This window comes from Comamonas squillarum (assembly GCF_025309455.1).
Lineage (GTDB): Bacteria > Pseudomonadota > Gammaproteobacteria > Burkholderiales > Burkholderiaceae_C > Comamonas > Comamonas squillarum.
In genome coordinates, this window is sequence record NZ_CP104377.1 from 358,600 (window position 1) to 373,674 (window position 15,075).

Annotated in this window: 10 protein-coding genes; 7 read left to right on the forward strand and 3 right to left on the reverse strand. The window is 63.3% G+C overall.

Translation table 11 applies throughout. The annotated features are described in order from the left end of the window. Positions 1 to 78: 78 nt before the first annotated feature. Complete coding sequence (locus N4T19_RS01630) at positions 79 to 1,101, reverse strand: DNA topoisomerase IB (protein WP_260719277.1); 1,023 nt, start codon at positions 1,099 to 1,101, stop codon at positions 79 to 81. Positions 1,102 to 2,193: 1,092 nt separating this feature from the next. On the opposite strand from N4T19_RS01630, the gene N4T19_RS01635 reads away from it, so the two are divergent. Together N4T19_RS01635 and N4T19_RS01640 are read left to right on the forward strand one after the other, a co-directional pair. Beyond that, a complete protein-coding gene (locus tag N4T19_RS01635) occupies positions 2,194 to 6,138 on the forward strand; it encodes an IPTL-CTERM sorting domain-containing protein (RefSeq protein WP_260719278.1) in 3,945 nt (1,314 codons plus the stop codon). A gap of 348 nt (positions 6,139 to 6,486) precedes the next feature. Beyond that, positions 6,487 to 8,193, forward strand: a complete 1,707-nt coding sequence (locus N4T19_RS01640; RefSeq protein WP_260719279.1) for a hypothetical protein — start codon at positions 6,487 to 6,489, stop codon at positions 8,191 to 8,193. Between the two features lie 266 nt (positions 8,194 to 8,459). Here the strand turns inward: N4T19_RS01640 and N4T19_RS01645 are convergent, their stop codons facing one another. Beyond that, positions 8,460 to 8,780, reverse strand: coding sequence for a hypothetical protein (locus tag N4T19_RS01645; protein ID WP_116925164.1), 321 nt, complete (start codon positions 8,778 to 8,780; stop codon positions 8,460 to 8,462). Positions 8,781 to 8,993: 213 nt separating this feature from the next. Further along, complete coding sequence (locus tag N4T19_RS01650) at positions 8,994 to 9,911, reverse strand: LysR family transcriptional regulator (protein WP_116925165.1); 918 nt, start codon at positions 9,909 to 9,911, stop codon at positions 8,994 to 8,996. A 92-nt stretch (positions 9,912 to 10,003) separates the two neighbouring features. On the opposite strand from N4T19_RS01650, the gene N4T19_RS01655 reads away from it, so the two are divergent. The 5 genes from N4T19_RS01655 to N4T19_RS01675 all read left to right on the forward strand — a co-directional run bounded on the left by N4T19_RS01655 (position 10,004) and on the right by N4T19_RS01675 (position 15,007). After that, complete coding sequence (locus N4T19_RS01655; RefSeq protein ID WP_260719280.1) at positions 10,004 to 10,975, forward strand: Bug family tripartite tricarboxylate transporter substrate binding protein; 972 nt, start codon at positions 10,004 to 10,006, stop codon at positions 10,973 to 10,975. After that, positions 10,968 to 11,864 (forward strand): amidohydrolase family protein, encoded by an 897-nt coding sequence (locus N4T19_RS01660; protein WP_182345419.1) that lies wholly within the window; start codon positions 10,968 to 10,970, stop codon positions 11,862 to 11,864. Before N4T19_RS01655 ends, N4T19_RS01660 begins: the two co-directional genes overlap by 8 nt. Positions 11,865 to 11,881: 17 nt before the next feature. Then, positions 11,882 to 12,850 (forward strand): hydroxyacid dehydrogenase, encoded by a 969-nt coding sequence (locus N4T19_RS01665; protein WP_182345420.1) that lies wholly within the window; start codon positions 11,882 to 11,884, stop codon positions 12,848 to 12,850. Between the two features lie 54 nt (positions 12,851 to 12,904). Continuing rightward, positions 12,905 to 13,615, forward strand: a complete 711-nt coding sequence (locus tag N4T19_RS01670; protein ID WP_260719281.1) for an RraA family protein — start codon at positions 12,905 to 12,907, stop codon at positions 13,613 to 13,615. Between the two features lie 114 nt (positions 13,616 to 13,729). Continuing rightward, positions 13,730 to 15,007 (forward strand): CitMHS family transporter, encoded by a 1,278-nt coding sequence (locus tag N4T19_RS01675; protein ID WP_260719282.1) that lies wholly within the window; start codon positions 13,730 to 13,732, stop codon positions 15,005 to 15,007. Positions 15,008 to 15,075 lie beyond the last annotated feature (68 nt).

The following is a 15,075-nucleotide window of genomic DNA, read 5'->3' on the forward strand; positions in this document are numbered from 1 at the left end:
GCCAGGGTTGGCGCCAGGCATGCGCATGCACGCTGCAGCCGCTGCCCAATGCGCTAAAGGAGAAGGCCCAAAGCCGTTTTATGGTTTGCGCCGCCGCTTGCCAGTCGCCAAAAACGCCATCAGCGTGCGCTCGGCCTCGCGCAATCCCGCGCTGCCGCGCAGCTTGCCCGCATAGGCATCGCAGCGCGCGCTGCCCTCGGGCCCTTCGCAGACCTCCATCACCAGGGGGTGAATGTAGTACTTGCGGCAGACCGCTACGGTATTGCCCAGGTGCTGGGCGACCTGGCGGACGATATCGGGTGCCGTCAGCGGCGCATCGCTGCTGCGCGACTGCAGCGCCAGCGACAGGGCCAGCACGCTGGCATGCCAGGTGCGAAAGTCCTTGGCGCTGAAGTCCTCACCGGCGATCTCGTGCAGATAGGCATTCACATGCTCGGAGCGCAGCTGCTTGCGCTCGCCCGCGTCATCCACATACTGGAACAACCGCTGGCCCGGCAGGTCCTGGCAGCGCCGCACGATGCGCGCGACGCGCGGGTCCTCCAGCTCCACCTGCTGCTCCACGCCGCTCTTGCCTTTGAACGCCAGCCGGATGCGCGATGCGCGCATCGTCACATGGCGGTTGCGCAGGGTCGTCAGCCCAAACGAGCCGTTCTCGCGCGCATAGCTGTCGTTGCCAATGCGCAGCGCCGTGGTGTCCAGAAGGCGGACTACCGCTGCCGCCACCGAGGTCTGCGTGGTATCCCCCGCTTTCAGGTCGCGCTGGATGCGCCTTCGAATCAGACCCAGCTTGGCCGCAAAGGCCGCCATGCGCTCGAACTTGGTCTGCTTGCGCTGCTCCTGCCACAGCGGGTGGTAGCGGTACTGCTTGCGCCCCCGGGCATCGCGGCCCGTCGCCTGCAGGTGGCCCTGCGGATCGGGGCAGATCCACACATCGGTGTAGGCGGGGGGAATGACCAAGAGGCGTATGCGCTCGAGCTGGCGCGGGTTGCGGATGGTCTGCCCGCGCTGGTTTTGGTAGACAAACCCGTCGCCGCGCTGGATGCGCTGCCAGCCGGGCGAGGCATCGGTGACATAAGCCAAAGGCTTTTGGGGTTTGACCATGTGGTGCTGCTCTTGTGGTTTTGAGAAATGCGCTGAGCGCGTCGCAAAAGCGTAGTGGGGACCACGGCAGCCCGCTGTCAGCGCGGGGCTTGCGCAGGCCTCCTGTTTTGGCGCATCTGTGCCTCAGACGGGGCTGCTGCGCAGATGCGGGGTAGATGCCGCATGGCTGTGGTCTTGGCAAAGCCGGGGCAGCCGGGACCGTGCTCGGCGGAAAAGTTCAATGCGCTGGCACGGGCACTCTGTAAGCGGAAATCGCTTCGTTATGTAGTTTTTGTAACGCCGGATAGATTTCATCAAATAAATAGGTAGAGTTAATTTTTCAAAGAAAATTGAAGAAAACCAAATATCAGAACGTTCTAGCAACCTGCAGGATTTGGCTGAAAGATTGGCAGCCTTGAGGGAAGAAGGGGCGGAGTTGCTGGCCCGCAGGCCGGCGCCGGGCACCAGCGACCATGCGCGTTTGTCTTCAATCGATGCCCAGATAGAGGCGTTGAGCCGGCAGCTGCAGCAGGGGGCGGGTCAACCTTGAGCCTTGGACTCACGCGCGGCATGTTGTGCAGGCTGCACCAAGGTACCGGCTCTTATGGGGCCTTCGGCAAGCGCCATCGCGCGGAGGCCAACCGCTATTTGCCCTTGCATGAGCAGAAGCGGATGGCAGCATGCCAGGCATCTGTTCTGTATTCTTCCGCTTGGGCCAAGCCACACGATCGGTGACGCAGAGTAGGTCTGGGAAGCCTGGCGGCTGGACGCTGATAAGCAAGCGGACTGCATTGGCTTTCACCCGAGCGCTGACCATCGCCCCAGTGCCGCGCATGGGCCTCGATAGTCCCCACATCTCCCCTGGGCAGGCCCTGAAAGCCCGCCACCCGCAGCCGAATCACTAATTTACGGGATGGCAAAACCGGCTTACCCCTTTAGTCTGCGCTCAAGACAAGACTGGGGGTAACTATGGTTAGTTTTGGCAACGCCGGTAACGTCGACAGGCGGGCGCAATGCGGGAGAGTTGGGCTGGCAACGACCCTTGAGCGCACAGCGCAGGCAAGGGCCGCCGGGAGCCGCTTGCGGCAGCTGATCTTGCTGGGCAGTTTGGCATTGGCATCTGCACTGCCACTGGCGGCCCAGGCCAAAACCTATGTGGTCAATGCCGTAACCAGCGCTACGGTGAATGCGTCCGGCTGCGGTGCAGGCAATAGTGGCACTTGCACCCTCGGCAATGCGATTTTGGCGCTCAATGCAGATGCAGACAGCAGCGTTGCGGCGCGCATCGAGTTTGACGCGGGCCTGTTTTCGTCTCCGCAGACGATTGCGGTGAGCCAATTGGCTCCTCGTTACAGCGTGGACATTGCGGGCCCGGGTGCGCATCTGCTGACCTTGAGGGGCAGCAGCTCGCAGACCATGTTTGTGATGAATGCCGGCCAAGGCGCCAGCGGTACCGGAAGTACCTTGGAGGTTCGTCTCGCTGGGCTGCGCATCAGTGGCGCGCGCCAAGGCATCAACAGCGCTGCCAAGCTCACGGTCGACAGCTGCTGGATCGATGGCAACACCAACACCAGCACGAGCAATGGTGGCGGTATCCTCAACCGCGGCAGCCTCAGCTTGCTCAACAGCACGGTGGCCAACAACACGGCCAGCAACGCGTCGTTTGGCTACGGCGGCGGCATCCAGAATGATCCGACTGCCACGGCGCTGCTGATTCACAACAGCACCATTGCCAATAACCGCGCCATCCGGGGGGGCGGCATCAACAGCAGCTCTGGCGGCAGCGTGGTCATCCATAACAGTACCATCAGCGCCAACCTGGCCACGACCGGTTTTGGTGGGGGCTTCTATAAGGAGGGCAGCAGCGCGCCGTTGGTGGTCAACTCCATCATCCGTGGCAATACAGCACCCTCCAACAGCTATCCGGATGTCGTCGGAGGGGCCTCTTTCCTAGTCCAGAACAGCCTGGTCAATACCGTTCGGCTGGAGGATGCGGTGCAAGTGAGCATGGCAACTTTGGGCGCCTATGGCGGCACCATGCCTACGATGCCGCCCCTGGCGGGCTCGCCGGCACTGGGCCTGGGCCGCTACGCGGCAGGCGAGCAGGCGCTCGACCAGATCGGCGCACCGCGCCCAGCCACCGTGGGTGCGGTGATTGATGCAGGTGCTGTGCAAGGCCAGGCCTATACCCTGACGCTTGCCAGCCCTTCGCCTTTCCCCAGCCAGGTGGCGCCGGGCGCGGCGTTGCCGGTGACGGTGGATGTGCAAAGCGGCGGGCAGCCTCTGGTGGGGGTTACGCCGGCCTTGCTTGCCAGCGCACATGCGGGCCTGACTTCCAGCGCCAGCTGCGCGCCAAGCAATGCCAGCGGCCAGGCTGCTTGCACGGTCGGCTTCACATTGCCCGGTGGCGTGCCGGTCGCGGGCGTCAGCCTCAGTGCCTACCTGGGCGCGGCCTCGGTCAGCAGCGCGGCCTTTACCGTTGCGGCCCAGCAGCTGGGCGGCTTCGGTATCAGCCTGCCAGCGCAAGTGGCTGCGGGCCAGGCGTTCAACATCACCGTCAACGCGCTCGATACCGATGGCCATGCGATGCCCAGCTACAGCGGCACCGTGCATTTCAGCAGCAGTGATGCCGGGGCACAGTTGCCCGCAGGCGCCGCGCTCTCCGGCGGCGCGGGCAGTTTCAGCGCCACCTTGGCCGCCACGGGCAGCCAGCAGATCACGGTGGCAGATGCGCTGTCCAACCCAGTGGCCCAAGGCTCGGCCAGCACGCAGGTGCTCTTGCTGCCGCCCACCGTCACCAATCTGGCGCCCGCCGTGGCCGATGCCGCAGGCGGCACGGTGGTGACGGTGAACGGCAGCCACTTTGATGCCACGGCCCAAGTGCAATTTGCGGGCTTTACCTATATCCAGCCTTTCGATGTGACAGCCACGTCGCTCAGCTTTGTGGCGCCAGCCGGCGCGGGCGGCAGTGATGCAGCGGTACAGGTGTTTACCCAAGGCTGCTATGTGGCCCCGCCCAACACCCATTGCATGAGCCCCATCACGCCCGCCAGCGTGTTGCGTTTCTTTGCGGCCAGCTATGTGGTCAACAACGCTGGCGACAGCGATGGCAGCAACCCACAAGCCTGTGCCCAGGGCAATGCCAACACCTGCACCTTGCGCGATGCGGTGCTGCAGGCCAATATGCTGGGCGGCGCGCCCGTCATCGAGTTTGATGCCAGCGTGTTCAACCCCGCTGCGCCGCAGACCATCAGCTTGGCCCATGGCCAGATCAGCCTGGCTAAAAGCGTGGCCATCGAGGGCCCGGGCGCCGATGTGCTGACGGTCAGCGGCAATGGTGCCAGCCGTGTGCTGCAGATCGAGGCCACCGCGCAGCCGGTGCGCCTGGCGGGCCTGCGCTTGGCGCAAGGCCGCTCCAACGGCGGCAGCGCGGTGCTCAACCATTCCACCGGCATGGTGCAGCTGCAAAACCTGGTGCTGGCGCAGAATGTGGCCGCAGCCGGGGGCTACAGCGGCGGCAATGACACGCTGGCCCAGGCGGGATCGGGTGGGGCGGTGTACTCGCATGGAACGGGTGCGTTGGAGATTGAAGGTTCCACCTTCGACAGCAACAGTGCTGCGCAGCTGGGCGGCGGCCTGTTGGTGGCATCGGGCCACACCGCAAGCTTGCGCGGCAGCACCTGGGTGTCCAACCAAGGCGACTTGGGTGGCAGTGCGCTTGCCAACCTGGGCAGTGTGGCGCAAATCGAGAACAGCACCTTCAGCGCCAATGCCAGCCCGGATGCGGCCGGCCAAGGCGGCACCCTGTTCAGCCAGGGCCAGAGCCGTTTGGTGCTGGTGAACAGCACGCTGGCAGGCAATAGCAGCGGCGTTGCCGGTGGTATCAGTGGCGCAGCCGACGGTGGCAACACCCCCAGCCTGACGCTGGTGAACAGCATTGTGGCCGGCAACAGCGGCGGCGCTGGGCCAGCGGCTGATATCCGCAGCACAGGGCTGACCTTCGTTGATGGCGGTGGCAATGTCTTTACCCGGGACACATCTACGACCATCGACCCTGGGCTGGCACCGCTGGGCCACTACGGCGGCAACACGCAAACCCTGCTGGCGCTGCCCGGTTCGCGCAGCATTTGTGCGGGCGTGGTCAGCGCGGCTGGGGTGACCGTGCCGCCGCTGGACCAGCGCGGCGCCGCACGCCCCTATGCGGCCGACGGCCTGGTGCCCGCATCCTGCGTGGACGCCGGTGCCGTGCAAAGCCATTACGCGATGCAGTTCAGCGTGCAGCCATCAGCGGTGGCGCTGAACACGCCCATGCTGCCAGCGCCACAAGTCACATTGGAAGAAAACGGCCAGGCCTTTAACAGTACCAGCTACCCAGCCCTTGGCGCACTCGCCTCGCTGGGCAGCGTGCAGCTGGCCCAAGGCCCAGGCACGGGCCGCCTGGCCAAGCGGGTGTTGGCCACCACGCCGGTATCGGTAGACCTGGCAACTGCCACCGGCATTGCCGTGTTTGACGATCTGGAGTTTGCCCAAGCCGGTAGCCAGAGCCTCGTCGCCAGCCTGGCGCTCAACCCCAGCCTGGCCGAGCCGGCCCTGCTGCAAACCAGCAGCGCCAGCTTCGCCGTCGGCCAGTCCGCCGCGCAGGTCAGCCTGGAGGCCAGCCCGCAGCAAGTGCAGCAGGGCCAGGCGGTGACCTTGACCGCGACGGTGATCGGCAGCGCCCCTGGCGGCACCGTCACCTTCAGCGATGGCCCCACCGTGCTCTGCGGCGGCCCCGTGGCCCTTGCCACTGTGGGCGATACCGCCACTGCCCGCTGCACCACCTCCGCGTTGGCGCAGGGCGAGCGCGCTATCACTGTGACCTACAGCGGCGATGCGAACAATGCGGGGGCCGTCGTGTTGACCCCGTCGCAGGTGGTGGTGACCGCGCCCCCAGGCAACGGCGGCGCCAATCCCATTGCGGTTCCTGCGCTGTCGGGTTGGGCGCTGGCCTTGCTGGCGGCGCTAGTGGGCGGGATGGGCCTGGTGGGGCGCCGTGTGGTGGCGCGCAAGCAGGACTGAAGGCCTTGGCTGTGATCAGCTTGCATGGCATAGCATTGGAGTCATATTTTTTGATCAAACAGAGGCGAGAGGGCTGAGGGGCAGGCTAACGGTCCCTCGTTGCGCGGCTGGTCTGGCAGTTTTTTGCCAGATCCGCCGCAGCTGGTTTGGGAACTAATATTTTTGCACCCACGACATGGGCTCGTTTGTTGACGCCTGAGAGTGACACCGCTCTTCACAGCGTGCTTGTGTACAGAGGTATTCCGCAGCGAGCATTGGCTGCGGGTTGCGGATAAATAAAGGATGGCGGTAGATAGCCAGCGATTAACGACGCATCCCCTATACTTGCTGCGCACCATAGGAGATAAAGTGAAAAGCACCCAATGCATAAAAGTGATTCGTTCGGCTATGTTGGTTTCTTTGGCTGCTTTATCAGGAGCCGCGAGTTGGGCAGCGCGCGATTTCACGCCACAAGCTGGCACCTGGGTCATCAATCAAGAAGTGGACGGCAAGCCTGGACGTGGCCTGGCGATTGATGTACAGGGAAATACGTTTTTTATGCAGGTATTTGGCTATGAGAAGAATGGGGATGCCACCTTCTACACTGCCACCGGTCATATGGATGGCACGGCTGTCACCGCCCCGCTGATGCGCTATCAAGGTGGCCGTAGCTTTGGCAGCGAGGCACGGGATGCGAAAGAGGACGCCAATCTGGGTAATGTGACGGTGAGCTTTACCAGCGGCTTGAAAGGAACGGTGCAGTTTCCTGGCGAGCCTGCAGCCGAGATAAGGCGATTCCTGGTCGACAGCGCGATGGAAGGCGTGACGAATCCCGTCATGCAAAACGGCACGCGTCTCATGACCATGCTGGTGTTGAATGCACAGCGAGAAGTGGCCTTTCAATGGATGGCGGAACTTTCGCGGTCTCGCGACAACAGAACCGAGCTCACCATGCATCAGCACGGGTACAACCCCAGAGGGTATGGCGGAACTATTTTTCAAAAGCTGGTCTGTGAACCAGATGGATTGAGAAGCCGCTTTACATGCCTTCCCTCAGGCTCTGAACCTGTTCTGGGATTTGATGGGAAACCCGCAGAAGGCCCCAACATCGCCAGATTGAACTTTGAATTGGCTGGCTATGATTTGTCAGGCTTCGTGGATTTGGCAGGTGCTGGCGAAAGCCAGCCGGTCACTACGCTGCAGCTGACGGGCTTCGACCAGTTCTCCAGCATCAAGGGCTCCACTCGGGTAGTCGATGGCAAATTGATAACACCCTATACACAGCAAAACTATTATCCAGACGGAAATGAATTTGGGCCAGGCGCTTGTTCCTTGCAGTGCTCGGCTCGTGAAAATTTCAATACCTTGATGCCTATCAATGGAACCTGGGTGGTAGAGGACGAATTAACTGGAAAGCCAGGCAGGGGTTTAGCCCTGGATATTCAAGGCAGCACTGCGATCTTGCAGATTTTCAACTACCGTCCCGACGGACAGCCCAGCTTTCATATGGGCAGTGCCGATTATGTGAGCAAAGGGGTCGATACCTTGGCTACGGTAGCGACCATCCCGATGGATGAGTATGCAAATGGTCGCAGCATCGGGGGCGTACAGCAGCCTGCACAATGGCGTAGCCATGCAGGCGATGCGCTTTTGGAATTTGCATACCAAAAGTTCAACGCCCAGCCTCAAGAAGAATGGCAGTACTGGACTTCGGGCCTTGTACAACTGCCCGGTGAGCAGCCTGTTCGCATCAGGCGCCTGCAGTTGGAACGGGCAGAAACCTGGCCCGAAGAATTCTTGGGGCAATGGTTCCTGCCAGCGCTCCAGACAAGCTTCACCCTCAGCAAGATAGAAGGCAATGCAGCCGTTTCGGAAGACGGGCTAGCCAGTTGCCGCCCACCCGTGACGGGAAGCGCCGATAACCAAGTCAGTTGCATAGTTCGGCTTGGTGATGGTGCTTCCTGGAACCGGGACTCTCCCAAGCCATTGATGAACCGAGGTGGCGCCATGATCCGCTTACGTGACCGCCACGGCAACGGCGTGGGCTTGGGGCAGTTGGACTGGGCGAAAGATTAACGCTGCAGTCTGTGCAGAGCCATCCAGGCCATAGCTCTGCCGAACCTCGCGATGGTCCCGCGTCGGTGTCTGTCTACGAGGTTTGGTTGTGAAGAAGTCCCTGGTAGTCAAGCCGGCTGTAGTCGACCATTGCCAGAAAAAATCTTCAAATGTGGGGAAGGTATCGATCAGTCCGCCACCGAACCAGAAAACCTGGCCTGGTTCGCCTGCATGGGGCCGTGTCATGAGCATGATATCGATGTCGTCGGAGGAAACCGCCACTGCCATCAATTCTGACCGGTCGCATCCGCACAAGTCGGGCAGCCGCTCCAGCGAATCGCTAAGTTCCTTCGCACGATCAGCGCGTGGCCCCGCCAAGAGATCGTCGATACCGAATAGGTCAATCTGGTAATGAAACGCTCGGCATGCAGCAAAAAGCTTCTGTACCCCGAGTCCAGGCTTTCGCCAAGGCACATTTCAAGTGCATCCAATGCTTGCTCGCTGGCGGCGACTTCGGGAAGGATGTGCTGCCATAAGCCGAGGGCATCCACCTCTGCGACCTTTTGCTTCACCAGTGCGGCGATGACAAGCGCTCTTTTCCAGTCCATTTTCTATCTTTTCTGGGGAAATGATGGGGGGCTATAGGGGGGAAAATTCTGCCTGTAAGGGATGAATAGGCGTTGTTGGCTGATAGATTGCATGCGCCAGCCCTCAGCGTCAATGCCGCATTCGAGTTTTTGGACTACGGATGCATGTTGGTGTCTGCGCCCGAGGCCGGGTGGCGTTCTTGCACAAGTGCGGGGTGCGCTCTGCTGTGGCTTTCAATCCCCAGCTCCCACAAACAAACTCCTTCCCCGCTCCCGCAGCAGATTCAGCAAGCGGCGGGCCGCAGGCGATAGGTAGCCGGAGCGGCGGTAGGTCACGCCAAGCTTGCGGTGCAGCTGCAATTCCTTGAGCGGTACTTCGCGCAGCGCCTGGTGGCCACGCGCTTCTGCCAAGGTGTGGCGAGACAGAAAGCTCAGCAGCTCGTTGTGGGCAATCAGGCGGGGCAGCAGGGGGATGGAGTTGGCGTTGATCTGCACCTGCGGGGTAGAGAGGCCCCGGGCGCGGAAGGCGGCATCCAGCCATTGCCGGCTGGGGATACTCTCGAGCGGAAGCACCCATTTCCAGCGTAGCAGCGACTCGACAGTGATCTGCGGCAGCGAAAACACGGGGTGCCGGCGGCTGGTGGCGACCACGACGACGTCGTCGACGATGGCATGCGATACCAGCTCCTCATCGTCGTCCGGCATCAGGCCGATCAGCAGATCGAGCGAGCCTTCCTTCAAGCGCTCTCGGAGCATTAGGCTGGGCCCGGTGGTGATGTCGATCGTGGTCTCGGGCGCCTCGGCCAGCAGCAGGTTGCAGATTTCGGGCAGGACATAGTCGGCGGCGATGGGGCCGCTGCCAATGCGCACATGGCCGGCTTGCCCCCGCGAGAAGTCGTTGACCTCGCGCAGCACTTCCTCGGTCGTGCCCCGCAGCAGCCGGGCCCGGGCCAGCAGCACCTCGCCCACGGCGGTGAGCTGGATGCCCCGGCCCTTGCGCTCAAACAGCTCGCACGCAAAAGCTTCCTCCAGCCGCTGGATGGCCTTGCTCAGGGCCGGCTGCGTGCGGCCCAGCTTGTCGGCAGCCAGGCCGACATGGCCGGCATCTGCCACCGCTTCGAAGTATTTGAGGTCCCGGAAATTGATGTCCATCGATAACTTTTAGGAATTATTTTATGAAAATTATCCAATGGACGGAATGATTTGTCGACTGGAGAATGCCATCCCATAACAGGAGACAAGACATGCGCAATATGACGAAAAAGGTTGCAGTGGCAGCGCTGGCCTTCGCCTGCTCGGCGGCCTTTGCAAGCGCCTGGCCAACCCGCGCCATCACCCTGGTGGTGCCCTTTGCCCCGGGCGGCAACATCGATTTCACGGCACGGGCCATTTCGGACCTGATTGGCAAGTCGCTGGGCCAGCCGGTCATCGTCGAGAACCGGCCCGGCGCTGGCGGCGTGATCGGCGCGGCCTATGTGGCCCGCGCCAAGCCCGATGGCTATACCTTGCTGCTGGGCAACTCCGGCCCCAACGCGGTGGCCAATGCGGTCAGCAAAAAGGTGCCTTACGACGGCGTCAAGAGCTTCACGGTCATTGGTGGCATCACCACCAATCCGGCGGTGCTGACGATCTCCACCCATATCCCCGCCAGCAACTTTGCGCAGTTCAATGCCTATGCCAGGGGCCGCGCGGGCGGCGCCAGCGTGGGTACCGCTGGCAACGGCTCCTTCACCCATCTGGCGATCGAGCTGGTGCGGGCCGCCACGGCCACGCCCATTACCGTCATTCCCTACAAAGGCACAGGCCCTGCGGCGGCCGACCTGATGGGCCATACCCTGGATGCGATGGTGGACCAGATCACCACGGCCGCGCCGCTGATCCGGGATGGCCGAGTCAAGGCCATCGCCCAGCTGGGCCCTGTGCGCTCGCCGTTGATGCCCGATGTGCCCACCTTGGCGGAGCAGGGGTTCCCGGCGGTGGATGCCACGCTCTACACCGGCTTGTTTGCGCCTGCCGGTCTGCCTCCTGCCATCCTCGACAAACTCTCCAGCGCGCTGACCGCTGCCCTGAAGGACCCCAAGGTTCAGCAGCGCTACCGGGAGATGGGTGCCGAGCCCACGGCGCTGACGCGTGTGGAGTTTGAAGCCTATGTGGCAGCGGAAGCCAAGCGTTGGGCCAATGCGGCCCAGACCAGCAAGGTGTCGATCGATGACTGATGCGGTAGCCACCGGCAAGCATGCGTCGCCTGCGCTGCCTTCGCCGCTGCCGGTTCTGTCAGGCCAGCAATGGGCGGGCGCCTGCGACTGCCATATTCATATCAACGATCCCCGCTACCCCTATGCGGCTGGGGCCGACCTCCATCCGCCCGCAGCCACTGTGGCCGATTACCGGCAGCTGCAGGCGCGGCTGGGCACCCGCAGGGTGGTGGTAGTGCAGCCCTCCAGCTACGGAACGGACAACCGCTGCACCTTGGATGCGGTGGCCGAGCTGGGCTTGGACGTTGCCCGCGCCGTCGTCGTGGTGGATGCCAGCACGAGCGCGGACGATGTGGCCGCGATGCACCAGCGCGGCGCCCGTGGCGTGCGCTTCAACCTGCTGCGGCCGTCGCCTGTGGCTGCTGGCCAGATGCATGCGGTGGCCCGGCTGATTGCACCCTGGGGCTGGCATCTGCAGCTACATGCCAGTGCTGATCAGATTGCTGCGCTGGCGCCCGCGATACGTGATTTGCCAGTGCCGGTGGTGTTTGACCACCTCGCCCGTTTGCCGGGCCATGGCGGCAGCACGCATCCCGCATTTGACGTGGTGGCCCAGCTGCTGCAGCAGCAGCGCGCCTGGCTCAAGCTGTCCGGCGCAGAGCTGGATGGCGCGGCCGAGGCGCCGGGCTACGCCTCCGCTGCCCGTGTCGCCCAGCGCTTTATTGCGCTGTCTCCTGACCGCCTGGTCTGGGGCAGCAACTGGCCGCACCCCGCTATCCACAAGACCGGAGATGCGGCCCCCGATGACGCAGCGCTGCTGCGTTGGCTGTCTGCCTGTGTACCCGATAGCGCTGTGCAACGGCAGATCCTGCTGGACAACGCCTGCAACTTGTACGGCTTCAGCGTTTGATTTTTTGACTCTCACCTATGACTTTCTGCATCTTTGTTACCGCACCCCGTCTGGCCCCAAGCGGGGTTGACCTGCTGGCCCAGGCCAATGCCCGTGTCATCTATCTGCAGGATGGCAACAGCGCCGAGGAGGTGGAGCACATCATGGCGACCGAACCGGTCGATGCCGTCATCTCGCGCACCGTCGCGCTGTCGGCCAAGGCCATTGCCTCCTGCCCCACGCTCAAGGTCATCTCCAAGCATGGCGTGGGCGTCAGCAATATCGATGTCGAGGCGGCCACGGCGCGCGGCATTCCTGTGTATGTGACGCCAGGCGCCAATGCCCAGTCCGTGGCCGAGATGACCTTGGGCCTGATGTTTGCCGCAGCCCGCCGTATTGCCTGGATGGACAGCGAACTGCATGCCGGCCGCTGGTCGCGCGTGCAGGATGGCATCGAGCTGCAGGGCCGCACCTTGGCGTTGGTCGGGTTCGGGCAGATCGGGCAGCGGGTGGCAGCGGCTGCGCTGGCCATCGGCATGCAGGTGGTTGCGTTTGACCCGGCTCTGGCGCAGAGCTCCAACCCCGCCGTTCGTCTGCTGGGCTCTTTCGAGGAGCTGCTGGGCCATGCCGATGTGCTGAGCCTGCATGTACCCCTGAACAAGCACACCCGCGGCATGCTGGGTGCCGAACAGATCGCCAAACTGCCACGCGGCGCGATCGTGGTGAACACCGCGCGCGGCGAGGTGATCGACGAGGCTGCGCTGATCGATGCCTTGAAGACCGGGCAGCTCTATGCCGCCGGCCTGGACACCATGCACGAGGAGCCACTGCCTGCCGGCCACCCGCTGACCCGCCTGCCCAATGTGGTGCTGACCCCGCATGTGGGCGGCTCCACGCCCGCCGCCTTGGCCGGCATGGCCTCGGGCGCCGCGCGCAATGTGCTGGGCTGGCTGCAGGGGCAGCCGGCCGATGCGGCCGCCTGCGTGAACGGGCAAGTACTGGCTTGATGCCCGCCCAACGACCTTCGATACCTTTTCCCTCTTTATCCGAGAAAGCGCCGCATGAGTTCTGACACCACTACTACCGCATCGCTCCAATGGCCTGCGGGCTACCGCATCAACCCCCGTGTGGACGGGCCAGCCGCTGACGTTGTAGCCGCGTTTCGCGAGATTCCGGTGGCCGCGATTGGCGATGCGATGAGCCGCAATATCGGCACCATCGGCCTGCGCCAGTACCATGCGCGGCTGGACACCGTCCTGTGCGGCCCTGCGGTGACGGTGCGCGTGCGCCCGGGCGACAACCTGATGATCCACAAGGCGCTGATGATGGTGCAGCCCGGCGATGTGCTGGTGATCGATGGCGGCGGCGATGTGGCCCAAGCCCTGGTCGGCGGCCTGATCCGTACCACCTGCGTAGCTAAAAAACTGGGCGGCCTGGTCATCGACGGCGCTGTGCGGGACCTCTGCGAATGGGCCGAGGAGGGCATGCCGCTGTTTGCCAAGGGCCATACGCACCGGGGCCCGAGCAAGGACGGCCCGGGCGAGATCAACATCCCCATCTCCTGCGCCGGCATGGCCGTGCTGCCGGGTGACCTGATCGTTGGGGATGCCGATGGCGTGATCGCGATCCCGGCCGCCGAGGCAGCGCGGGTGCTGGAGCTGGGCCGTGCGCACCTGGTCAAGGAAGCCAAGATCCGCGCCGACAATGAGGCCGGTCGTTCGGACCCCGAGCGCTTTGACGCCACCTTGCACGCCAAGGGTCTGCCGGTCTGATCGCCAGCCGCCTCAGCGGCCATACCAAGAAGGTCAGCAGGACCCCTCGCTGACCCCTTTACCAAGACACATCTCCCTTCGGGCCAGCGCCCGTGGGGGTGGAGGAACACGTCCATGCTCGTCGCATTGAGCTTTGCCATGTTTGCCTGTTTCATCTACCTGCTGATCAGCGGGCGGATGTCGGCCGTGGCCACCCTGATTCTGGTCCCGACTATTTTTGCGCTGATTGGAGGCTTTGGACCAGAGATGGGCGCCATGGTCATCAAGGGCGTTCGCACCATTGCACCGACCGGCGTTTTGCTGATCTTCGCGATGGCCTATTTCATGCTGATGACCGACACCGGTCTGTTCGATCCGATCATCCGCCGCATCGTCGGCGCGGTCGGCGGTGATCCCGTCAAGATCCTTATCGGCACCGTGGCGCTGGGCTACCTGGTCGCGCTCGATGGCGATGGCGCCACGGTCTACATGATTGTGCTGTCGGCCTTCTTGCCGATCTACAAACGCCTGGGCCTGTCCTTGCCGCTGGTGGCGGTGCTGCTGCTGCAGTGCACTGGCATTGGCAACCTGCTGCCCTGGGGCGGCCCAACGGCTCGGGCCGCCGCTTCGATGAAGGTCGAGATGTCGGAGGTGTTCACGCCGCTGATCGCGCCACTGCTGGCCTGCGTGGTCTGGGCCTTCTTTATGGCCTGGCTGTTTGGCAAGCGTGAGCGCAGCCGCCTGGGCATCGTCCAGCTCGACACGGCGCAGATGCTCGAGCAGCACCCGCCTGCTGGCTGGAAGCTGTACTTCAACTGGGTGCTGACCATTGGCCTGTTGGTTGGCCTGGTGATGGAAGTGCTGCCTCTGGCCTATTTATTCATGCTGGCCACCGCTATTGCCTTTGTCGTGAACTTCCCCAAGCACCAGGACCAGCAAAAGCGCATGGCCGAACATGCGCCCGCCATCCTGTCCGTAGCGATGATGCTGTTTGCTGCCAGCGTCTTTATCGGCATCCTGAACGAAACCGGCATGGCCTCGGCACTGGCCAAGACCATCGTCGCGATGGTTCCCGAGGCGCTGGGCCCTTATATGGCCGTGGTCACCGCCTTGGTCAGCATCCCGATGACCTGGGTCGTCTCCAACGATGTGTTCTATTTCGGCATGCTGCCCATCCTGGCGGAGGCCGCCGCCCATTACGGCGTGACGGGCGCCGAGATGGCCCGCGCTTCGCTCATCGGCCAGCCCGTGCACATTCTGAGCCCGCTGGTCGCCTCCACCTATTTGCTGGTCAGCATGCTGGATCTCAACTACGGCGCCGTGCAAAAGCAAGCGATCAAGTGGGCCGTGGGGTCAAGCATGGTGATGCTGCTGGCATCGCTGGCGCTGGGTGTGGTGCCTTTAGTGAAGTAAGCGCCTGATGCCCATCACCGCAGCGGCGGTGATGGGCGCCCCAGCGGTGGATCACGGTCGCTGCTTTC